Source organism: Cyanobium sp. BA5m-21, assembly GCF_024346235.1.
GTDB lineage: Bacteria > Cyanobacteriota > Cyanobacteriia > PCC-6307 > Cyanobiaceae > Cyanobium_A > Cyanobium_A usitatum.
This window is the reverse complement of the sequence record NZ_JAGQCO010000041.1, coordinates 1-20,195: the sequence shown is the minus strand read 5'-3', so window position 1 is coordinate 20,195 and position 20,195 is coordinate 1. Positions and strand designations below refer to the sequence as shown.

The window sequence follows — 20,195 nt, the reverse complement described above, 5'->3', positions numbered from 1 at the left end:
GTCGACGTCGTGGGTGACCATCACGGCGGTAAGCCCCGATTCCTGACAGATCTGCATTAGCTGCTGCTGCAAATTGCCGCGGGTGAGGGCGTCGAGGGCGCCAAAGGGTTCATCGAGCAGCAGCAGCTTGGGCCGGATGGCCAGGGCCCGAGCAATCGCCACCCGCTGCTTCATGCCGCCTGATAGTTCGGCTGGAAATTTGTTGGCGGCTGCGCTGAGATTCACCGTTTGGATGTTGCGATCAACAATCTCGCGCCGCTCCTGGGTGCTTTTGGAGGGGTAGACGGTGTTTACGGCAAGGGCGATGTTTTGGCGCACCGTGAGCCAGGGCAACAGCGAATAGTTCTGGAACACCACCATGCGATCAGGGCCTGGATCGGTCACCTGACGGCCATTAATCAAGATGCCGCCCTCGCTGGCCTGGTCGAGCCCGGCTAGCAGGTTGAGCAGGGTGCTCTTGCCGCAGCCGGAGTGGCCAATCAGCGATACAAATTCGCCTGCGGCGATATCGAGATTGATGCCCTGCAGAGCTACGTAGCGGCCGCCGTCATCGAGGGGAAATACCTGGGTTACGGCATCGACGCTGATCAGTCCAGCTGGAGTGGTCATTTAGGCGGCTCCCTTGCTTACCTTGCGCCCCACCCAGGCCACCAGGCGATCCAGCAGCAGGCCCACCACTCCCACATAAATGATCGCCAGGATTATTTGGCTGGAGCTGGCATCGCCGCCGGCGTTGTAGGCATCCCAGATGAAGTAGCCGATGCCGCCGTCGGCCTTCAGCATCTCTGCAGCCACGATTGCCAGCCAGGCCAGGCCCACGGCGATGCGTAGGCCGGTGAATACGTAGGGCACCGTGGCCGGAATCACGATGTTGCTGATGTAGGCCCGCTTGCTGAGGCGCAGCACCCTGGCCACGTTGGTGTAGTCCTGGGGGATCTCCTGGATACCCACAGCCGTATTGATAATGATCGGCCAGATCGCCGTGATGAAGATCACAAATACCGCCGAGGTATTGGCGTCTTGAAATACCATCAGCGAAATCGGAAACCAGGCCAGTGGTGGCACGGTGCGCAGCACCTGCACCACCGGATCAAACCCTTTGCCGGCGAAGCGATTTAATCCGAGCAGGCCGCCGATGGCGACTCCCACGACCGCCGCCAAGCCGTAGCCCACCGCCACCCGTTGCAGCGAGATCAGGATCTGCCAGCCCAGGCCCTTGCTGGTGCCACCGTCATCGAAAAACGGCTGGCTGATGTAGGGATCCCAGGTATCAACCAGCACGTTGATCGGGCCGGGAAGTCGCGCAGCGCCAAGAGCGCCCGAAAGCAACTGCCAAACCAGCAGAAAAGCACCGATGCAGAGCAGATAGGGCATGATTTGGGGCAGTGCCGGCAGCAGCCGGCGCCGGCGGGAGGGCCGGCCCGGAGAAGCGTTGGGGTTCACGGATGGCGGGAGAGGGAACGGGGAAGTTGCTGGGCCTTTAAGTTCACTTCATCGCCTTGATTGCTAGGGCATCTAGGTAGGCCTTGGGATTTTCTGGGTCGAACACCACACCGTCAAAGAAGGTTTCCTTGCCGCGCGAATCGCTGCCGGGAATGGCCTTTCCTTGGCCGATTGAGTTGGCGGCTTCCTTCCAGAGATCAGCCCGGTTCACCTTATTTACCAAAGCACCGATATCGGTGTCAGAGGGTAGGTAGCCCCAGCGCATATCTTCGGTAACAAACCACTTGTCGTGGCTCTTGAAGGGGAAGGAGGCGTTTTCGCTCCAGAAGCGCATTCTCAGAGGGCTGTTTTTAACAACGCGGCCATCGCCGTAGTCGATGTCGCCGGCCAGACGGGGTTTGATGTCGGCTACGCTGACTTTGAAGTATTTGTCTTTGGCTGTGATTTCGCAGAGTTCATCAAGGTTTGCTGGATCTTCACACCAGATCTGGGCTTCCTGAACGGCCATCAGCAGGGCTTTAGCGGCCTTGGGGTTTTGATCAACCCAGTCGGCCCGCATTGAGAAGGCCTTCTCGGGGTGGTTTTTCCAGAGTTCGCCGGTGACGGCGGCTGTGTAACCCAGTTTCTTGTTCACCAGGCGCTGATTCCAGGGCTCACCAACGCAGAAGGTGTCCATGGTGCCGGTCTGCATGTTTGCCACCATCTGGGGGGGTGGCACCACTACCAGGTCGGCATCCTTATTGGGATCAATGCCATTGGCGGCGAGCCAATAGCGCATCCATAGGTCGTGGGTGCCGCCGGGGAAGGTAACGGCCGCTTTGAATTTCTTGCCCTTAGCGCTGGCCTGTTGCGTTGCTTTTGCCAAGCCTTCTTTGTTGTCGATGCTGAGCTTGTTAGCCAGGTAGTCCTTCGACACCGACAGCCCCTGGCCCTGCAGGTTTAGCCGCGCCAGGGTGTACATCGGCAGGGGCTGCTTGGTCTTGGTGATCGTGCCGGCAGTTAGCAGTAGCGGCATAGGCGAGAGGATGTGGGCGCCATCAATGCCGCCGCCGCTGCTACCTAGCTCCAGGTTGTCGCGGGTTGCGGCCCAGGAGGTTTGCTTCACCACCTTCACCTCGGGCATGCCGTGCTTGGCAAACAAACCCTTCTCCAGGGCAATGATCAGGGGCGCAGCGTCGGTGAGGGCGATGAAGCCCAAGGTGGCAGTCTTCAGCTCAGGTGCATCCGCACCACCGGCCTGACTTGTTGTTTGATTTTCAGATTTTTTGCTGGGGCTGCCACAGGCGGCTAGCCAGATGGCTCCAGCTGCCGAACCGGCGGCGGTGATTAGAAACTTGCGGCGCGAAAGGTTGGACATGGCTGGATTGGGATGGGCCGGAGTGGCGGCAACTGCACTCCGGACGGGCTCCACAAAGAAGCGCACCGAACCGGTCTAAAAATCGAGCCGGCGCACAAGCTGACCGACCCAATTACAAGACCACGGCTGGCTTCAACTTGAGGGTTGCAATTGCTACCGATTGCCGCTTTCGCTGGGATTGGCCAGGGTTTGCCGCAGTCGCTCGCCGCACCTCGAGGCGAGTAGAGCTCGCGCTTGCTCGAGGGCGTCAGCAAGGTTTTCGAAGCGATCAGCCAGCCAGAGGTAGGCCCCCAGATTCCAGAGCAGCGGTGCGGCCAGGGGGCCTTCGCCACCGAGGGCGGCCAGTGCTTGCTGCTGCCAGGTTTCCAAGTTTTCCCAGGCGATTTCATCGCCGTGGAGGCCGTGGTCCCGGGGGTGCACGAGCAGCCGCTCCAGCGAGCCCTGGCGGACCCGGGCGGTGATGCCAGCCCGGCTGGTGGGTAGGTCGGTCGACCCCTCCAGGCCCTTCACGGTGAGCACCTCGGTTTCACCGGCGGTGGCCAGGGCCTCCCAGGCCCGTTTTTCGGTGGGGGGATGGACGAAACCACTCACTAGTAGGTGGTCGCCGCAGTGGGGGGTCCAGAGCAGTTCCAGGCTGGCCACGGGGGGGCGCTTGCCAATTTCATCGCGCACCGGCAGCAACCTTTCCGCAGCTGGGAAGTGGTCGGGCTGGTGGGTGAGGCCCAGGTGGTGGGTGCTCAACCGTTGCTGCAGTGCGGCGAGGCTGAGCCCACGCCATTCAATGCCGAGGGCGGAAAAAAGCTCGGCCAGGGTGACGCCGTACTTAACCGGCATCGGGTCGCCGCCGTGCAGCACCACCGGGATCTCGGCGCCGGCTAGCACTAGGGCGAGCAGGGGCAGCAGGGGGGCGGTGCGGCTGCGGCCGTCGTAGGGCACGCCGAAACAAATGGCCTGGCGGCCAGGGGTCTCCAGCTTTGGGCCGTGGCTGCGGTAGCTATCGAGCATGCCGGTCAATTCGATCGGCAGCGGCCGGCGAATCCGGTGGGCGATCAGGAAGGCTCCAAGCTGCGCATCGCTTGCCTGACCCTGGAGCATCAGGTCCATGGCGTCGCGGGCCTCATCGCGGCTGAGGCCCGTGCTGGTGTGCTCACCGCTGCCCACCTTGGCAATCAGTTCGCGAAAGCGGGCCCGTTCGGGGCCGAGGGCTTCGAGGCGCTGCAGGCGTCTGAGCTCTGCCTCCGCCTCTGGAACTGTGGATTGTAGCGGTTGCGACACAGGAAGCGACTCGCACTGCAGACAATTCCAATTGTCTCCCTGCGGGGAGCTTTTTTCCCATTTCTGTTTTCCGGCGGCGTAGCTCTCATCGGCGCTTGCTCGGATCCACCTTGCGGCTGTGTGGCGGCAGGGCGGACATGCCGAGGTTGTTCCGTGTTTCGAGATTCCGCCCCATGACTAGCTCCACCATTTCTGCGGCCAGCCAGCCGCCCCTCAGCAAAATCGAGCAGGCCAAGGCCGAGCTCTGCGGCTTGGAGTTGGCGCCCCGGCTTGCCGAAATGGGGCGTGAAGGCTGGGAAGCACTCGACGAAGCCACGCTCACGATCCGGCTCAAGTGGCTGGGGATCTTCTTCCGGCCTGTGACGCCCGGGCGCTTCATGTTGCGGCTGCGGCTGCCCAACGGCGTGATCAGCGCTGAGCAGCTGGAGCTGCTGGCTGAGGCGATCGATCGTTGTGGCGAGCACGGCAGTGCCGACATCACCACCCGCCAAAACCTGCAGCTGCGGGGCCTGCTGCTGGAGGACATGGCGCCGCTGATGGTGGCGCTGGAGACCTTGGGGCTCACCAGCCGCCAGTCGGGCCACGACAACCCCCGCAACATCACCGGCAACCCGCTGGCGGGCATTGACCCAGAGGAGATCGTCGACACCCGCCCCCTGGTGGAGGCGATTCAGGCGCGGCTGCTGGGGCCGGCCGGTCCCCGCAACCTGCCGCGCAAGTTCAATGTGGCCGTGGGGGGCGCATCAGATAGCTTCCTGCTTCACAACGACCTGGCTTTCCTGCCGGCGGAGCACAACGGTGAGCTGGGTTTCACGGTGCTGGTGGGGGGCTTCTTTTCAGCTCAGCGCAACGAGTTGGCGGTGCCCCTGGGACTGTGGCTGCGGGCGGAGCAGCTAGCCGACTTCACCCTGGCGTTGTTGCATCACTACGAGCGCGCAGGCAACCGGCAGCAGCGCAACAAAAGCCGGTTGATGTATCTGATCGACGAGCTCGGGATCGATGCCTACCGGGCTGAGCTGGTTGCAGCCTTTGCCGAACCCGTGCTCAGCCACGCTGGCTCCCACCTGGTAAACCGCGCCCCCCGCTCGGGCCTGGGCGTGCAGGCCCAAAAGCAGGAGGGGCTCCACTGGGTGGGGCTGCACGTGCCGATGGGCCGGCTGGACGCGGCTTCGATGCTGGAGCTTGCCGCTTTGGCGCGCACCTATGGCAGCGGCGAGCTGCGTCTCACCGAGGCCCAGAACGCCTTGATCGTTGATGTGCCCGGCGATCGCCTCGAGGCCCTACTGGCTGCACCCCTGCTGCAGCGCTTCCGCCCCGACCCTTCGACCCTGCAGGCCGAAGCGGTGAGCTGCACCGGCAACGCCTACTGCAGCTTCGCTTTGATCCCCACCAAGGGCGTGGCCCAGCAGGTGCTCGAAGAGCTGGAGCAGCGCATCGAATTGCCTGAGGCGGTGCGCATGCACTGGACCGGCTGCCCCAATGCCTGCGGCCAGCCCTACATGGGTCAGATCGGGCTGATGGGGGCGAAGGCCCGTAAGGATGGTCAGATGGTGGAGGCGGCCAAGATCTTTCTTGGCGGCTCCATGGGCGCCGAGCCCAAGCTGGCCGAGCTGCATGAAAAAGGCGTACCCCTCAGTGATCTTGCCGATGTGCTGGAGCAGCTGCTGCTGGAGCAATTTGGAGCCCGGCGCCGCGAGCCGGCGGCTTCCTGAGCGCGGAGGGCGGCTTTGAGCTCTGCCCTGCCCCAGTGCGAGCCAGCCCAGCTGCCGGCCTGCGGCTCCCCGGCACGCTGGGGCTGGCTGCAACAGCTGCGCAACCAGCCTGAGCTGGACCTTGAACCCTGGCTGCTGGCGCTGGAAAACGGCAGCCTTAGCGCCGACCCAGACCTGCTTGCCGTGCTGGCGGAGCGGCTGGATCCGCCGTCCCAGCGGCGTTTGCTGCGTTGGTGGCGCCAGCAGCCCGATCCCGATCCCGGCCTTCCCAGCCAGGTGCTGCGCCAGCGGGATGGGGCTAGTGCCGCCTGGCTGCTGCAGCAATTGGCCCCCGGCCCGGGCGTTCTTGGCCAGGCCGTGGCGATAGCCCTGCTGCCCCTGCTGGGTCACCAGCGCCAGGCTGCGGCCTGGCCCGTGCTGCTGAGCTGGATGCGGCCCCCAATCGCTACCCCATTGCGGCGCGCCGCTCTCGAAGGGGTAGCCCGTGGTTTGTCGGTGTGGCCCCGGCACCAACTGGTGGCTGGCCTCAGCTCCCTGGCCGGCGACCTCGATCCCCAGCTGGCTGCCCCGGCGGTGGATCTGCTGGCCCGTCTGCCCGGAGCCCGCCGCGCCCTGGTGCCCCTGCGGCTCTGCGAGCTCGATCCCCAGGTGGCGGCGCGCCTTGGTCGCCGCCTCGCGGCCACCCCCGCCCAACCCCTGCTACTGGTGGTGCATGGCCGCGCCGGCGGCCAGCTGCCTGCCGAGTTGGTGGCCCTGGCCGCCGAGCTGGAGTGCCGCCGTGGTGCGCCGGTGCGGCTCCAGGCCCTTTCGGCGGCGCCGCCGCCGGCGGCGACCGAGCTGCTGCAGCCGGGTCAAGTCCTCGGCTTGGTGCCGCTGCTGCTGCTGCCCGGCGGCCATGTGCGCCACGATTTGCCGGCGATTGTGCGCCATTGGTCGGCTTTTGCCCGCGTCCAGCACTGGCCTTTCCTGGGGGCCTGGCCCCGCTGGCAGGCGGCCCTCGCTACGGAGCTGGCCGGATTGGCTACGCAGGATGCCCGGCCCTTACTGCTGCATCACCCCTTGGAGGGTCCCCTGGCAGCGCGGTATCTCACCAGCCTGGAGCGGCGCACCGGCGCCCACTGCGTCGCCACTCCATACAGTGCAGACCATCTCGCGCAGCTGAAGCTGACCCTTGCCGCTCCAGCCTTGGCCCTGGCCCTGGCCGCCAACCGGCTCACCGACCAGCTAGCCGAGCAGGTGGGTCCGCCGTTGCTGCAGCGGCCTGGCTTGCGCCAGCTGCTGCTGGCTGAACTCGAGGCCCTGCCATGAGTGCCCCGGCCCAGCTCGGCACGGTTTATCTGGTGGGGGCGGGCCCCGGTGATCCGGAGCTGCTCACCCTCAAGGCCCACCGGCTGCTGCGCCAGTGCGACGCCCTCGTCTACGACTCCTTGGTGCCCCAGGCCCTGCTGAATCTGGTGCCCCAAGGCTGCGAGCTCCACTTTGTCGGTAAGCGCCGCGGTCACCATTCCGTTCCGCAGCCAAGCACCAACGCGGTGCTGGTGGAACTGGCCAGCCGCCATCGCCTGATCGTGCGGCTAAAGGGCGGTGATCCCTTTTTGTTTGGACGCGGCGGCGAGGAAGCCGCCCACCTAGCCGCCAAGGGCGTGCCGGTGCAGGTGGTGCCAGGCGTAACCGCTGGCATCGCGGCTCCGGCCTACGCGGGCATTCCTGTTACCCACCGCCGCGCCGGCTCCAGCGTCACCTTCGTGACGGGCCATGAGGAAATCGATAAGGGCCGCCCAGGGGTCAACTGGCGCGGCCTGGCCCAGACCAGTGATGGCTTGGTGATCTACATGGGCCTGCATAACCTGCGCCGCATCGCCGAGGAGCTGATGGCGGGTGGCCTAGCCCCCGACACGCCCGCGGCTGTGATTCAGCAGGGCACCGTGCGCGGTCAGCGGCAGTTGATCAGCGTGCTGGGTGAGCTGGCCGACCGGGCTGAGGAGCAGGATTTTGCTTCGCCCTCAATCGTGGTGCTGGGCGAAGTGGTGGCCCAGCGGGTGCCGGTATGTGCCCCCGAGCCCGCTGATGTGGAGATGCCAATCCCCTTCTGATCCAAGCAAGTTTCCTTGATAGGTAGTGGTTGCGACGGCCGGCTCCCCGGTGGTGAGTTTCATTAGGCCTTGATCTGGCAGCACCCGCTGCTCTTACCCGAATGTCTTCCCTTCCCCGGTCTGGCACTTCCCAGTCTGCGCCGATGTTTGAGCTGATTCCCTACGAAAAGTTCCGCGATACCCCCGCTGTTCGTTTCTTTGATATCACCGTTGCCAGCTCCAATGCCCGCGATCTGGTGATCCATGCCGGTCCGGCCGTGAGCCCTCCGGATGAGGAGAAGACTGGTGCCTGGCAGTTTTATCTGCACCCCCACCAGGAAGATAATTTGTTGGCCCTGCACGGCGGCCGAACTTTTTACTTGGTTAATTTGGGCTGGAATTATCCCTATCACATTGTTCGCCTAGAAACAGGTGGCGACATCCTGCGCATTCCTCCGGGAACGTTTCACCGCTCAGTTTCTGATCACGATGGTTCTGTGGTGCTTAATCAGGCTGTGCGTGAGGCTGGTGCCAGCGTGGTGCGGGAGTTTCGGGTATACAACAGTCGCCTTATTCCCCGATTATTTGCTACAACTTTTAAAACGGCCCCCCTGCCTAAGTTGCACGGGGTTAGCTGGTAGTTTCCTAGTGAATTTCGGCTAAGTAGTGGGCCATAGCAGCCACCGACATCGGCCGGCTGAATAGGTAGCCCTGAGCATGCCTATAGCCGTTCTGCAGCAGCCAGGCGCGTTGAGAGTCCGTTTCAACCCCTTCAGCGGTACTTTCCAGTCCTAAATCGGCACAGAGATTCTGGATTGTTTTTAGCAACTGGTTGCTGGGATTGCTACTGTCGTCGATGCGCTCAACAAAGCTGCAATCGACCTTCACCGTGCGCACTGGATAGTTGTGGAGGCGGCTGAGCGAGGAATAACCCGTGCCGAAGTCGTCGATGGCGATGGTAACTCCCAGGCGGCGCAGGGAGTTGAGGAAGATTCCTAGTTCCGAGCCATTGTCATCTAAATAATCCTCTACCAGTTCCACTTGCAGCTGCCAATTTTTTGGCAAGGGGGTGGAGCGGATCAGTTGCAGCAACCTTTGGCGCTGGCCCTCGCTTTCCAGCAGTAGGCCGGAGAGATTCACTGAGAGTTGCAGCGGCTGCCCTGGTGCAGCGCTGGCTAGTTCATGGCTGGCTTGGATTGCTTTCTGGATTATCTGAAGATCAAGTTCACCGCTGAGCCCGGCCAGGTGAGATATCTGTAAAAAATTATTGGGCAGCATCATTTCGCCGCTTTCGGTGCGCCAGCGCATCAGGCATTCCAGGCCTACAGGCTTGCCCGTGGCGATATCAACAATCGGTTGCAGATAGGGAGTCATTTCGTTGCGTCGGATAGCGCGGCGTAGATTAGTTTCCACTTGGTAGTGATGCTGTGCCGCTAGTCGTGCGGGCAGATCGATGAAGTTGAAACTGCTATTTTTGCTGCGATCAGTGATGGCTATGCGTTGGGCGATGCTGGCATCAGAGAGTAGAGAGTCAACATCGCCATAGTTGTTTTTGAAGATTGCAATGCCCATGCTCATTCCCAGCTCCATATCACGGTCGTTTAGTTTTAATGGTGCCTCAAGGCTCGCCATGCATCTTTCTGCAATCGCTGTGATAGCACTTTCTTCTGAGAGGTGTGGTAGCACGATTGCTATCTCGTCATCTGAGAAGTAGGCGGTTGATGCTTGAGCAGGTAGACAGTCCCGTAGGCGTTCTAAGCCAGTTTGGATTAGGTTCTCCGCCGCAGCACTCCCAATGTTGGCGCTGACGCGGGAATACTCCTTGAACTTGCAGCGCGCCAGTGCAAAGCAGGGTGCTTGATCTAGGCCAAGCAGCAGGCTCAGCATCTGCTGTAGCTGCTCCCGATTCATTACTGGATTGATTTCACTAAGTAGCTGGATGCCTGGCCTGACCTGCCCGTTTCCCCCTTGGGCCTGCAGTGCTAATTCGGCGGATTGCAGTAGGTGGGCTTCTCGCCGCAGTTCCATTTGGCTAACCACTTGGCGAGCCAGTCGCTCTAGGGATGTGACCTGCTTAGGTGTGAGGGCCTTCGGTTCGATATCAATGGCGCAAAGGCTGCCCAATGCCATGCCGTTGGCGGCGATTAGGGGGAAGCCGGCGTAAAAACGGATGCGAGGCTCACCTTGAACAAGTGGATTATCGGCAAAACGATCATCTTCAAGGGCATCGTTTATAATTAAGGGCCGGCGCTGAACGATTGTGTGGCCGCAAAATGAAATATTTCTGGGCGTTTCCTTGGGTGCGTCGTCGAGGCCAACGCAAGACTTGAACCACTGACGATTTTCGTCGATAAGGCTTATAACTCCTATTTTTGCGCCAGTAATATCTTGAACTAGGTGGGTGATATCGTCAAAGATTGCTTCCGATTGCGTATCAAGTACGCCGTAGCTCTGCAGTTCCTTGAGGCGAGCCGAATCATCTTCGGGTATGGGCGCTTCCTGCACGCGGGCTAGATGTCCAAAACCTCTCCACAACATTAGGTCAGCAGTTCCTATTTTGTCTGGCCCGGCGCATGTTTGTATCCGAGCGAGCCAGCAGGGTGTCAGGTTTGAGCTCATCGCCTTCCATGGTGCTTATCCCGGTGGTGATGCTGGTGGGCACTGGTTCCTGCTTGCTGCCTAGCCCCAGCTGGCTCACCAGGGCTTGTAGATCCGCAGCCATTTCCTGGGCGGCGGCCCCATTGCAATCGGTGGCCACCACCACGAATTCATCCCCGCCGCTGCGGAAGAAGTGGTCGGTGATGCGCAGCCGTTGGCGTACCGCGCTGGCCACTCGTTTCAGAACTAGGTCGCCGATTTTATGGCCAAAGCGGTCATTGATTTTGGTGAGACCATCTACGTCGATAGTGATGCAGCTGAGGGGCTCGCCGGTGCGGCGGCAGCGCAGGCATTCCTCTTTGAGCCTTAAGAACAGGGCATTGCGATTGCCGCAGCCGATGGCGCGCTTTACGTGGCTAAGGATCGCGGCCGCCATCAGGTGGTTTGTCTGGAAATGGAGGACACCCAATTGCAGGCACCTTTTGCTTAGGCGGACTGCATGGTTGCAGCCGGCTCTTGGATGTCTGCCTCAATGCTCCATTCCAGCAGGCTTTCGACGCCATTCGGACCCGAAAAGCTGCCGGTGACAGCGGCGGTCAGCTCCGGCCTGGAGGAGGTGGCCAAGGTGATGTAGCGATCATCGATCACGCCTATGCCGCTGGGATCAAAGCCCCGCCAGCCTGCACCTGGCAGATACACCTCGGCCCAGGCGTGCAGGTCGTAGCTCTCAGGCTTTGGTTCCACCAGGTGGTAGCCGCTCACGAAGCGGGCCGGTAAACCCACGCAGCGGCAGGCTTCCACCATCAGCATCGCCAGATCGCGGCAGGATCCCACCCTTTCCTTGAGGGTGCGGCCGGCGGGCCAGGCCGGACCCACGTGACGCTGGGTGTACTTGACCCGGTCTTGGATGATTTCCACCAGCTGTTGCAAAAACATCAGCGCCCTTTGATCGCTGCCCATCAGCGCTTCCTGGGCCATGTCCACCGCGGCTGGGTCGTGCTGGCCGTTGGGTAGCCAGCCCTCCAGGCTGCCGGCCAGGTCACCGTTCAGGTGGCCCACCGGGTAGGGCAGCATCGGTTCGCTGCCCTCCAGGCAAACCTGCAGCAGCGGCGCCGGTTCCGTTTCCACCAGGCTGCTGGCCCGCACGATGAACGCATCTGTTGGCCCATTGAAACGGGCCCGCAGAATTTCATCGCCGCTGGCTGCCACCAAGGGGTAGAGCCGCCCAGGCTCCGGCGTCACTACCAGCTGGAAGTCCAGCAGCCGCTGAAAGCCGTGGCCCCGGGGCTTGAGGCAGAACCGGTGCGGACCCAGCAGCACCGGGGCGCTGTAGCGGTAGGTGAAGGTGTGGGTTACGCGGGCACGCATGCGTGGTCGGCGATGAAGTAGCGCTGTTCGATCAGATCATGGAGCCGGTTGAGGTCGCTTTGCAGGCCGTCGATCGACTCGTGCAAACCTCTCGCAATCAGCTCGTCGATGCGGCTGTAGCTCCAGCGGGCCAGGGTGAGGCCGCTGAGGCATTCGAGCTCGTCTGGAGCTCCTGGCACCGCCTGGCCGCGCACGATTCTCAAGGTTTCGTGGATGCGCTCTAGGCAGTAGCGCACCGAGCGCGGAAAGATCGGGTCGAGCAGCAGGAAGCTGGCCACCGCCTTGGGCTCGATCGCTTGCTGACGTGACTGCCTGAACATCTGATAGGCCCCGGCGCTACGCAGCAGGGAGATCCACTGCAGTTCATCGAGCACGCCACCCACTTCATCAGGTGAAGGCAGCAGCAGGAAGTACTTCACATCGAGGATGCGGGTGGTTTTTTCAGCCCGCTCCAGCACCCGCCCCAGGCGGCTGAATTGCCAGGAAAGGTCGCGGCTGAGGGTGGCATCCGTGATGCCATAAAAAAGTTGGCAGGCCCGGCGGATGTCCCGAAGTTGTTCCTGGGGGGGCTGACCCCAGAACCCCTTGTTGTCGAACAGGGTCCAATAGATGTCGTTGAGCTGCTCCCACATTTCGGTGGTGATTACATCGCGGATCTGGCGAGCGTTTTCGCGGGCGATGGCGATGCAGTTCACCACGCTGTTGGGATTGGCCTCGGCCCGCACCAGAAACTCCACCACCTGCTCCGGGCGTCCTTCTGGATAAAGACGATCGAAGAGTTCCCGATCACCACTGGCATCAACCAGGGGCAGCCAGGGTTCGGCGCTGCCTGGCGGGCAGTCGAGGGCCATTGCTTCGCTCACCTCCACAAAGCGGGAGATGTTTTCGGCCCGCTCCACATAGCGGTTGATCCAATAAAGGGAGTCGGCGACGCGGCTCAGCATGGTTGTTCACTCACGATCCAGGTGTCCTTGCAGCCGCCACCTTGGGAAGAGTTGACCACCAGGGAACCGCGGCGCAGGGCCACCCGGGTGAGACCGCCCGGGCTTACCCAGGCTCCCTTGCCGCGCAGCACATAGGGCCGTAGATCCACGTGACAGGGGAATAGTTCGCCCTCGCTCAGCGAGGGCACGGTGGAGAGCTCGAGGGTGGGCTGGGCTATGTAGTTGCGGGGATCGGCCTGGATCTTGACGGCAAACTCGGCGATCTCCTCGCTGCTGGCGTGGGGGCCGATGAGCATGCCGTAGCCACCGGCCTCGGCCACCGCTTTCACCACCAGCTCACTGAGGTGGGCCAGCACGTAGGCCCGGTCATCCTCCCTGGAGCAGAGGTAGGTGGGTACGTTTTCAATTATTGGATCTTCGCCGAGGTAGTAGCGGATCATCTCCGGCAGGTAGGCGTAGATCAGCTTGTCGTCGGCTACGCCGGTGCCTGGTGCGTTGGCGATTGCCACCCGGCCGGCCCGGTAAGCGGCCATCAGGCCCCGCACCCCCAGTATCGAATCGCTGCGGAATACGGCCGGGTCGAGGAAGTCGTCGTCGATGCGCCGGTAGATCACATCCACCGGTTCGGGCCCGGCCGTGCTGCGCATCCACACCCGGTCGTCCTGGCAGATCAGGTCGCGGCCCTCCACCAGCTGGATGCCCATCTGCTGGGCCAGGTAGCTGTGCTCGAAGTAGGCGCTGTTGAACACCCCGGGGGTGAGCAGCACCACCTTGGGGGTATCGGTCCAGGGGGCCAGCTCCCGCAGGGTCTGCAGCAGGTGGGAGGGGTAATCGTCGATAGGTTGCACGGTGCGGCCGGCAAACAGGCTCGGGAACATCCGCTTCATCACCCGGCGGTTTTCCAGGAAGTAGGCCACGCCGGAGGGACAGCGCAGGTTGTCTTCCAGCACTCGCCAGGTGCCCTGGCCATCGCGCACCAGATCCAAACCGGAGATGTGGCACCAGCGGCCCAGGGGCGGCTGGAAGCCCTGCAGTTGGGGTCGCCAGCCCTGGGAGCTCTCCACGTCCTGTCGCGGAATTACGCCGTCGTTCAGGATTTTTTGGGGTCCATAGACATCGGCCAGAAATAGGTCGATCGCCTCCAGCCGCTGGAACAGGCCTGCCTCGAGGCGTTGCCAGTCTCCGCTACCGATCAGCCGCGGCAGGGGGTCAAAGGGCAGGATGCGCTCACCACCATGGTTGCCCGAGTCATTGAGGCGAAAGGTGGCCCCCAGCCGACGCAGCAAAACGCCGGCCGCCGCGTGATTGCGATTTAGTTCATCGAGGCCCAGCTGGCCCAGGGAGGAGAGCAGGGGCCGCAGGGCGCTGCGGGGCTGATCAGGCGCACTGAAGTATTCGTCGTAGCCCCGATTTGGTCTGTATTCCCCAAACATGCTCCACCACCTGCCATGGGGGGATCATGTCCACCCGTTGGGTTGACGCCGGTGTGGGTTGATACGGAAGGCCAGCTCCGTCCATGGCCTCTATCTTCCTTCGCCAGTAGGGTGAAGTAATGGCAGCTCCCAGGCGCTTTTGTTATGCCCAGCCATCTCCCCAATCCTGCTGGCGATGCCTCCAGACGGCCTGGTGTCTCCTGGGTAGAACCCTTCGGTAAAGATCCAGGGGGCAATGAGGCCCAAACAATCTTTGCTGGGGATGAAGACCCAGAAATTCTGGGTCTCGACGACGGTCAGCGCTGCTTTGAAAGGTTCCTGGCGCTTCCCTGTCCTCCGTTGCTGATTCAGCTGCCCAGCCCAGGCGCTGAAGCTCGCACCCAGTGGTTTTATGCCGACATCCTCGACATTAGTCTAGGTGGCTTGTGCCTGTTTATCACCGGAAACCATGACTTACAGGTAGGTCAAGCATTGCTGGTTGATTTCCATGTGCATCGGACCGCCGACTTGCATCAGGTGGCGGGTTTTATGCGTTGGTTTGTTCGCTCCAGAACCTTTACCACCATGGGGATAGGCTTCAGCGAACCCCTGCCCCAGCTTCCCCAGCTGCTGCCGGAGCGGCCCAATAGCCCGCGTGACCCCAAAACGGTGGCTGATTAGAGCAAGAAGTAGCGCTGGGCCATTGGCAGCACATCGGCTGGTTCGCAGCTGAGCAGCACCCCATCGGCGAACACCTCATAGGTCTGGGGGTCAACCTCAACATTCGGCAGGGCCGTGTTGTTTTTCATTGAGGCCTTGCCGATGTCGCCGCGGGTGTTGGTCACGGGCACGCAGGGTCGTTTCAGGCCCAGCTGGCGGGGTAGGTCGGCATCGAGGGCTGCCTGGCTCATGAAGGTGAGGCAGCTGGGGGCCAGGGCGGCCCCAAAAGCGGCAAACATCGGCCGGCCGTGCACTGGTCCGGGGGTGGGGATCGAGGCGTTGGCATCGCCCATCTGGGCCCACACGATTGAGCCACCCTTGATCACCAATTCCGGTTTCACCCCGAAAAAGCCCGGCTTCCACAACACCAGATCGGCAAGCTTGCCCACCTCCACCGAACCGATCTGGGAATCGAGCCCGTGGGCGATCGCCGGGTTGATCGTGGTTTTGGCGATGTAGCGCTTTAAGCGGGTGTTGTCGTTGCGGCCTCCACTTGAAGCGGCATCTTCGGGCAAGGCGCCGCGCTGCACCTTCATCTTGTGGGCGGTCTGGAAAGTGCGGGTGATCACCTCCCCCACCCGGCCCATGGCCTGGGAGTCGCTGGCGATGATTGAGAAGGCGCCCAAGTCGTGGAGGATGTCTTCGGCGGCGATGGTTTCGCGGCGGATGCGTGATTCGGCGAAGGCCACATCCTCCGGGATGCGTGGATCCAGGTGGTGGCACACCATCAGCATGTCGAGGTGCTCCTCGAGCGTGTTGCGGGTGTAAGGGCGGGTGGGGTTGGTGCTGCTGGGAAGCACGTTGGCTTCGCCGCAGATTTTGATGATGTCGGGGGCGTGACCGCCGCCGGCCCCTTCGGTGTGAAAGGTGTGGATGGTGCGGCCGCCGATGGCGCGGATCGTGTCTTCCACAAAGCCGGCTTCGTTGAGGGTGTCGGAGTGGATGCACACCTGCACGTCGAAGCGGTCGGCCACCGTCAGGCAGCAGTCGATCGCGGCTGGGGTGGTGCCCCAGTCTTCGTGCAGCTTGAGGCCGCAGGCGCCGGCGCGCACCTGCTCCTCGATTGCTTCGGGGGTGGAGGCGTTGCCCTTGCCGTAGAAGCCCAGATTTACCGGCAGGCCCTCGGCGGCCTGCAACATGCGGGCTAGGTGAAAGGCGCCCGGGGTGCAGGTGGTGGCGTTGGTGCCGGTGGCCGGGCCGGTGCCGCCCCCCAGCAGGGTGGTTACACCGCTGGCCAGGGCCGTTTCAATCTGCTGCGGGCAGATGAAGTGGATGTGGGTGTCGATCGAGCCGGCGGTAAGGATGTGCCCCTCGCCGGCGATCGCTTCGGTGCCCGGGCCCACCACGATCGTCACGCCCGCCTGGGTGTCGGGGTTGCCCGCTTTGCCGATGGCGCAGATGCGGCCGTCGCGCAGGCCGATGTCGGCCTTGACGATCCCCCACCAATCCAGGATCAGGGCGTTGGTTATGACTGTGTCCACGGCGCCCTGGCTGCGGGGCGTCTGGCCCTGGCCCATGCCGTCGCGGATCACCTTGCCGCCGCCAAATTTCACCTCATCGCCGTAGACGGTGAAATCCTTTTCCACCTCCAGAAATAGCTCGGTGTCGGCTAGCCGCAGCCGATCGCCGGTGGTGGGGCCGTAGGTCTCGGCGTAGGCGCGGCGGGAGATGCGGTATGGCATGTGGAAAAGGGTTAATCGAGCGGTCCGTTGACCAGGCCGTTGAAGCCGAAGACGCGGCGCTCGCCGGCGAAGGGCACCAGCTGCACTTCGCGGCTGTCGCCGGGCTCGAAGCGGATAGCCGTGCCGGCGGGGATGTCGAGCCGCAGGCCGCGGGCAGCGTCGCGGTCAAATTTGAGCGCGCTGTTGGCTTCGTGGAAATGGAAGTGGGAGCCCACCTGCACGGGACGATCGCCGCTGTTGGCCACCAGCAGCGTTGTCACGGGCCGGCCGGCGTTCAGCACGATCTCACCGGGTTCGGGCAGTAGTTCACCAGGGATCAGGGGGGGCATGGTTTTCGGTGATCAGCGGATCGGGTCGTGCAGGGTCACAAGCTTGGTGCCGTCGGTAAACATCGCTTCGATCTGCACTTCGCTTACCAGCTCTGGAATGCCCTCCATCACCTGTTCACGGCTCAGCCAGGTGCTGCCCTCGGCCATCAGGGCGGCAACGGTCTTGCCGTCCCGGGCGCCCTCGATCACCTGGAAGCTGAGCCAGGCAACGGCCTCGGGGTGATTCAGCTTGAGGCCGCGGTTGAGCCGCCGCTCCGCCAGCAGGGCGGCGGTGACGATCAGCAGCTTGTCCTTTTCCTGGGGGGTTAGGTGCATGGCCCAACTTTGGCAGCCTTAGGGCGCCTTGACCCGTTCAGCCTGAACCCAAGGGCTGTTCCTGGAAGGGCCATACCCGCGGCAGTTCTGGGGCGCTGAGGCCGCGTGCGGCCCGGATCCGGGCCCATACCCTGGTGAACCAAAACCGGGCTGCCTGACTGGAAGGGCCGCGGTAGCGGGCGATCAGGCCCTGATCCAGGGCTCCGCAGGCCAGGTCGCCCTCCAGCCCCTGGCGGTCGCTGCGGCAGTCGGCCAGCAGCTGGGCCAGGGCAGCGGCCCCCAGGGGCTGCGGCGCTGCCCACACCAGCGATCCCAGCACCGGTTGGCCCGCCATGCCGTGTTCTGCAGCGAGGCTGGCGCCGCTGATTTCCAGGGGATCCACCAGCTCCCAGCGGCGACCTTCGGGGCCGCGGCGACAAACCTGCAGCCGTGAACGCCAGCAGCCCTGGCCCAGGGTTTCGCCGGCGGCGCTGCGGCCCAGCCGTACGACGTCCATGCCCAGCCAGCTGGCCCCCGCCGCCAGCTCCACCGTGAGGTTCTGCTCCAGCAGTCCGCCGGCAAACAGCACCAGCTCCTGGGGCAGCCATTCCAGGTCGCTGCCGGCTTCGAGGCTGAAGTGCAAACTCTGGCGGGCCCACTGGCCCTGCGGCACCAAACGGGACCGCCCCACCGTGCCATACACCTTCTGGGCCGCCACGCTGGTGAGCAGGGCTTGGCTACCTGGGGCGAGGTGGGCCCGCAGGGTGAGTTGGTCGCCCCCCACCAGGCCGCCGGCGGTGTGCAGGAGGGGCAATTCGCAGCGGCCGTCTGCCTGGGGGTAGGCCCGTTGCAATTTCAGAGGGGATGTAGCCCAGCCCTGATGCACAGTTGCAGGCGGCTCCCCCGGACTGCCCTGCCGGGCCGTGAACTCCAGCTCAGCGGCGCCGTGCCAGCGGCCTGCCGCAATGGTGTTGGGATGATTCACCAGGCATGCTGTTTAGAGACCATGGTGCACCCGGCGATGGCCAGCTCCGAGCTTGCTGACCGGCCTTTGGTGCTGCGTGAGCGCGGGCTGGCCGCCAGCCCGGGGGCCGTTCCTGCCTTGGTGCTTGCCCTTTCGGCGGTGGAGCGCACCCAGCTGCGGGGGTTGCGTTGCACAGCCTGTGGCAGGCAGGTGCTGCTGCAGCTGCCCCGGGGGGCAGCCCTGGAACCCGGTGAGTGGCTGGCCGCCACGGCTGCCGAACCGCTGGTGCAGGTGCGGGCGGCGGCGGAGGAGCTGATCCAGGTGCGCAGCGCCGATCCCCTGGCCCTGCTCCAGGCCGCCTATCACCTTGGCAATCGCCACGTGGCCATGGAGATCAGGGCTGGTGAATTGCGCCTGCTCGCCGATTCCGTGCTGGCCCACCTGCTGGAGCATCGCGGTCTGCAGGTGGGCCAGCTGCAGGCTCCCTTTCAGCCCGAGTCCGGTGCCTACGGCCCCATCCACGGCTACGGCCACAGCCATGACCACTAGCCGGTTGCGCTTGTTTCAACTGATCAGCCCAGCGCTGCCGGTGGGGGCCTTCAGTTATTCGGAGGGCTTGGAGGTGCTGGTGCAGCGCGGGCTTTTGCTGGACGGGGCTGGGGTCAGGGCCTGGCTTGAGGCTGAGTTGCAGCGCGGCACCTTGGTGCTGGAGGCTGCCAGTTTGCCCGGTTTGCTGCTGGCTGAAGCAGCCGAATTGCGCGAGCGCGATAGCTGGTTGCTGGCCCTGCGGGAGGGGGCTGAGGTGCGCGCCCAGCAGCGCCAGATGGGCGCTTCGCTGCTTGGGCTACTAGCCGACCTCGGCTTCAATCCGCCCGCCTTGAACCTGGCTTGGCCCGCAGCCTTTGCCCTGGCGGGCCGCGCCTTGGAGGTTGGCGCCACCGAGCTGGTTGAGGCCTATTTATATGGCTGGGTGGCAAACCAGCTCAGTGCGGCGTTGCGGCTGGTGCCTCTAGGACCCACCGAGGCCCAGCGCCTGCAGCTGGGTTTGGCGCCTTTGATTGCCCAGCGGGCCCTCGAATTGGCGGCTGCCGATCCCGACCAGCTCTGGAGCGGTGGCGTGGGTGCGGGTCTGGCCCAGTTGCGCCACGCCGAGCTGTACTCCAGGCTGTTTCGCAGCTGAGCGGATCGGATGAGCAAGCTGCGGGTGGGCGTGGCCGGGCCGGTGGGCTCGGGCAAAACCGCCCTGGTGGAGGCCCTCTGCCGGCGGCTGCGCGATCGCCTGCAGCTGGCGGTTGTCACCAACGACATCTACACCCAGGAGGATGCCCAGTTCCTCACCCGAGCTGGGGCCCTTGAGCCCGAGCGCATCCGCGGCGTTGAAACCGGTGGCTGCCCCCACACCGCCATCCGCGAGGACTGTTCGATCAACCGGGCGGCGGTGGCTGAGCTGGAGGCAGCCTTCCCCGATCTGGATTTGGTGCTGGTGGAGAGCGGCGGCGACAACCTGGCCGCCAGCTTCAGTCCCGAGCTCGTGGACCTCTGCATCTATGTGATCGATGTGGCCGCCGGCGACAAAATCCCTCGCAAGGGCGGCCCGGGTATCACCCGCTCCGATCTGCTGGTGATCAACAAGATCGACCTGGCTCCCATGGTGGGAGCCAGCCTCGAGGTGATGGCAGCTGACACCGAACGCATGCGCCCTGGGCGCCCTTGGTGCTTCACCAACATCCGCAGCGGCGAAGGACTAGAGGCGGTGGAAAAGTTTTTGTGGGCCCAGCTGCCCTGATTTTTTTGGTAATGTGCTGAAGGGAAACGAGATTGGGTATCTCTCATCCCCGGGTCCATTTCAGCGGGGTAATCACTTCCGTGTCTGCCTTTCCCCGATATTTGCTGCGCCTGGTTGCTTCGTCTGCCCTTACTTCTGAGTGCAGCGGGCTCTGGGGCTGGGGTAGCCACTATTACCGTTCTGGTCAGTAATTGGCCTGGCTATGAGTATTTCTTGCTGGCCCAAGACCGAGGGCTGGA

At 63.5% G+C, this 20,195-nt stretch carries 21 protein-coding genes; 8 read left to right on the top strand and 13 right to left on the bottom strand.

Annotated elements, in window-relative coordinates; all coding sequences use genetic code 11:
* The 4 genes from KBY72_RS11340 to KBY72_RS11325 all read right to left on the bottom strand — a co-directional run.
* Positions 1–609, bottom strand: a 609-nt coding sequence (locus KBY72_RS11340; protein ID WP_254993637.1) for an ABC transporter ATP-binding protein, incomplete at its 3' end; no start/stop codon positions are given.
* On the bottom strand, positions 610–1,374 hold the full coding sequence (gene ntrB, locus KBY72_RS11335; RefSeq protein ID WP_396121865.1) for a nitrate ABC transporter permease: 765 nt from the start codon (positions 1,372–1,374) through the stop codon (positions 610–612). It abuts the gene before it with no gap.
* A gap of 112 nt (positions 1,375–1,486) precedes the next feature.
* Positions 1,487–2,800, bottom strand: a complete 1,314-nt coding sequence (locus KBY72_RS11330) for a CmpA/NrtA family ABC transporter substrate-binding protein (protein WP_254961750.1) — start codon at positions 2,798–2,800, stop codon at positions 1,487–1,489.
* A gap of 153 nt (positions 2,801–2,953) precedes the next feature.
* Entirely contained in the window at positions 2,954–4,021 is a 1,068-nt protein-coding gene (locus KBY72_RS11325) for an anthranilate phosphoribosyltransferase (RefSeq protein WP_254961754.1), read from the bottom strand.
* Between the two features lie 227 nt (positions 4,022–4,248).
* Between KBY72_RS11325 and KBY72_RS11320 the strand changes: the two genes are divergently transcribed.
* The 4 genes from KBY72_RS11320 to KBY72_RS11305 all read left to right on the top strand — a co-directional run bounded on the left by KBY72_RS11320 (position 4,249) and on the right by KBY72_RS11305 (position 8,500).
* A complete protein-coding gene (locus KBY72_RS11320) occupies positions 4,249–5,787 on the top strand; it encodes a ferredoxin--nitrite reductase (protein WP_254961749.1) in 1,539 nt (512 codons plus the stop codon).
* Between the two features lie 15 nt (positions 5,788–5,802).
* Positions 5,803–7,095 (top strand): CbiX/SirB N-terminal domain-containing protein, encoded by a 1,293-nt coding sequence (locus KBY72_RS11315; RefSeq protein ID WP_254961748.1) that lies wholly within the window; start codon positions 5,803–5,805, stop codon positions 7,093–7,095.
* Positions 7,092–7,880 (top strand): uroporphyrinogen-III C-methyltransferase, encoded by a 789-nt coding sequence (gene cobA, locus KBY72_RS11310; protein WP_254961747.1) that lies wholly within the window; start codon positions 7,092–7,094, stop codon positions 7,878–7,880. The genes KBY72_RS11315 and cobA overlap by 4 nt, the downstream gene beginning before the upstream one ends.
* A gap of 143 nt (positions 7,881–8,023) precedes the next feature.
* The gene (locus KBY72_RS11305; RefSeq protein WP_254961746.1) at positions 8,024–8,500 is read left to right on the top strand and encodes a redox protein; all 477 of its coding nucleotides are present in this window, start codon (positions 8,024–8,026) and stop codon (positions 8,498–8,500) included.
* Between the two features lie 4 nt (positions 8,501–8,504).
* Here the strand turns inward: KBY72_RS11305 and KBY72_RS11300 are convergent, their stop codons facing one another.
* From KBY72_RS11300 to KBY72_RS11280, 5 genes are read right to left on the bottom strand one after another with little or no spacing between them, the layout of a single operon-like run.
* Entirely contained in the window at positions 8,505–10,478 is a 1,974-nt protein-coding gene (locus KBY72_RS11300; RefSeq protein WP_254993635.1) for a sensor domain-containing phosphodiesterase, read from the bottom strand.
* A complete protein-coding gene (locus KBY72_RS11295) occupies positions 10,402–10,893 on the bottom strand; it encodes a GGDEF domain-containing protein (RefSeq protein WP_254961745.1) in 492 nt (163 codons plus the stop codon). The genes KBY72_RS11300 and KBY72_RS11295 overlap by 77 nt, the downstream gene beginning before the upstream one ends.
* Before the next feature lie 50 nt (positions 10,894–10,943).
* Positions 10,944–11,825, bottom strand: coding sequence for a transglutaminase family protein (locus tag KBY72_RS11290; RefSeq protein WP_254961744.1), 882 nt, complete (start codon positions 11,823–11,825; stop codon positions 10,944–10,946).
* Complete coding sequence (locus KBY72_RS11285; RefSeq protein WP_254961743.1) at positions 11,810–12,769, bottom strand: alpha-E domain-containing protein; 960 nt, start codon at positions 12,767–12,769, stop codon at positions 11,810–11,812. The genes KBY72_RS11290 and KBY72_RS11285 overlap by 16 nt, the downstream gene beginning before the upstream one ends.
* Positions 12,763–14,202, bottom strand: a complete 1,440-nt coding sequence (locus KBY72_RS11280) for a circularly permuted type 2 ATP-grasp protein (RefSeq protein ID WP_254961742.1) — start codon at positions 14,200–14,202, stop codon at positions 12,763–12,765. Before KBY72_RS11280 ends, KBY72_RS11285 begins: the two co-directional genes overlap by 7 nt.
* Positions 14,203–14,346: 144 nt before the next feature.
* Here KBY72_RS11280 and KBY72_RS11275 point away from each other — a divergent pair, with 144 nt between their 5' ends.
* Positions 14,347–14,862 (top strand): PilZ domain-containing protein, encoded by a 516-nt coding sequence (locus KBY72_RS11275; RefSeq protein ID WP_254993634.1) that lies wholly within the window; start codon positions 14,347–14,349, stop codon positions 14,860–14,862.
* Here KBY72_RS11275 and ureC read toward each other — a convergent pair.
* From ureC to KBY72_RS11255, 4 genes are read right to left on the bottom strand one after another with little or no spacing between them, the layout of a single operon-like run.
* Positions 14,859–16,583, bottom strand: a complete 1,725-nt coding sequence (gene ureC, locus KBY72_RS11270) for an urease subunit alpha (protein ID WP_106502633.1) — start codon at positions 16,581–16,583, stop codon at positions 14,859–14,861. The genes KBY72_RS11275 and ureC overlap by 4 nt on opposite strands.
* Positions 16,584–16,594: 11 nt before the next feature.
* Positions 16,595–16,912: an urease subunit beta gene (locus KBY72_RS11265; RefSeq protein WP_106502634.1), complete on the bottom strand. Its 318-nt coding sequence runs from the start codon at positions 16,910–16,912 to the stop codon at positions 16,595–16,597.
* Positions 16,913–16,924: 12 nt separating this feature from the next.
* Positions 16,925–17,227: an urease subunit gamma gene (locus KBY72_RS11260; RefSeq protein ID WP_254961740.1), complete on the bottom strand. Its 303-nt coding sequence runs from the start codon at positions 17,225–17,227 to the stop codon at positions 16,925–16,927.
* Between the two features lie 37 nt (positions 17,228–17,264).
* On the bottom strand, positions 17,265–18,191 hold the full coding sequence (locus KBY72_RS11255; RefSeq protein WP_396121863.1) for an urease accessory protein UreD: 927 nt from the start codon (positions 18,189–18,191) through the stop codon (positions 17,265–17,267).
* 36 nt (positions 18,192–18,227) lie between these two features.
* Here KBY72_RS11255 and ureE point away from each other — a divergent pair, with 36 nt between their 5' ends.
* Genes ureE through ureG form a run of 3 tightly spaced genes read left to right on the top strand, consistent with a single transcriptional unit; the run spans position 18,228 to position 19,956 of the window.
* On the top strand, positions 18,228–18,719 hold the full coding sequence (ureE, locus tag KBY72_RS11250) for an urease accessory protein UreE (protein WP_254961739.1): 492 nt from the start codon (positions 18,228–18,230) through the stop codon (positions 18,717–18,719).
* Entirely contained in the window at positions 18,709–19,350 is a 642-nt protein-coding gene (locus tag KBY72_RS11245) for an urease accessory protein UreF (protein ID WP_254961738.1), read from the top strand. Before ureE ends, KBY72_RS11245 begins: the two co-directional genes overlap by 11 nt.
* A 9-nt stretch (positions 19,351–19,359) precedes the next feature.
* Positions 19,360–19,956, top strand: coding sequence for an urease accessory protein UreG (gene ureG, locus KBY72_RS11240; protein WP_106502637.1), 597 nt, complete (start codon positions 19,360–19,362; stop codon positions 19,954–19,956).
* Positions 19,957–20,195: the final 239 nt, after the last annotated feature.

Excerpts from the sequence above, each read along its gene's own strand:
- KBY72_RS11285 (WP_254961743.1), bottom strand. The coding sequence starts at position 12,769 with ATGCTGAGCCGCGTCGCCGACTCCCTTTATTGGATCAACCGCTATGTG.
- KBY72_RS11275 (WP_254993634.1), top strand. The coding sequence starts at position 14,347 with ATGCCCAGCCATCTCCCCAATCCTGCTGGCGATGCCTCCAGACGGCCT.
- KBY72_RS11305 (WP_254961746.1), top strand. The coding sequence starts at position 8,024 with ATGTTTGAGCTGATTCCCTACGAAAAGTTCCGCGATACCCCCGCTGTT.
- KBY72_RS11330 (WP_254961750.1), bottom strand. The coding sequence starts at position 2,800 with ATGTCCAACCTTTCGCGCCGCAAGTTTCTAATCACCGCCGCCGGTTCG.
- ureC (WP_106502633.1), bottom strand. The coding sequence starts at position 16,583 with ATGCCATACCGCATCTCCCGCCGCGCCTACGCCGAGACCTACGGCCCC.
- KBY72_RS11290 (WP_254961744.1), bottom strand. The coding sequence starts at position 11,825 with ATGCGTGCCCGCGTAACCCACACCTTCACCTACCGCTACAGCGCCCCG.
- KBY72_RS11295 (WP_254961745.1), bottom strand. The coding sequence starts at position 10,893 with ATGGCGGCCGCGATCCTTAGCCACGTAAAGCGCGCCATCGGCTGCGGC.
- ntrB (WP_396121865.1), bottom strand. The coding sequence starts at position 1,374 with ATGCCCTATCTGCTCTGCATCGGTGCTTTTCTGCTGGTTTGGCAGTTG.
- KBY72_RS11265 (WP_106502634.1), bottom strand. The coding sequence starts at position 16,912 with ATGCCCCCCCTGATCCCTGGTGAACTACTGCCCGAACCCGGTGAGATC.
- KBY72_RS11260 (WP_254961740.1), bottom strand. The coding sequence starts at position 17,227 with ATGCACCTAACCCCCCAGGAAAAGGACAAGCTGCTGATCGTCACCGCC.
- KBY72_RS11245 (WP_254961738.1), top strand. The coding sequence starts at position 18,709 with ATGACCACTAGCCGGTTGCGCTTGTTTCAACTGATCAGCCCAGCGCTG.
- KBY72_RS11300 (WP_254993635.1), bottom strand. The coding sequence starts at position 10,478 with ATGAGCTCAAACCTGACACCCTGCTGGCTCGCTCGGATACAAACATGC.
- ureG (WP_106502637.1), top strand. The coding sequence starts at position 19,360 with ATGAGCAAGCTGCGGGTGGGCGTGGCCGGGCCGGTGGGCTCGGGCAAA.
- ureE (WP_254961739.1), top strand. The coding sequence starts at position 18,228 with ATGGCCAGCTCCGAGCTTGCTGACCGGCCTTTGGTGCTGCGTGAGCGC.
- KBY72_RS11280 (WP_254961742.1), bottom strand. The coding sequence starts at position 14,202 with ATGTTTGGGGAATACAGACCAAATCGGGGCTACGACGAATACTTCAGT.
- cobA (WP_254961747.1), top strand. The coding sequence starts at position 7,092 with ATGAGTGCCCCGGCCCAGCTCGGCACGGTTTATCTGGTGGGGGCGGGC.
- KBY72_RS11320 (WP_254961749.1), top strand. The coding sequence starts at position 4,249 with ATGACTAGCTCCACCATTTCTGCGGCCAGCCAGCCGCCCCTCAGCAAA.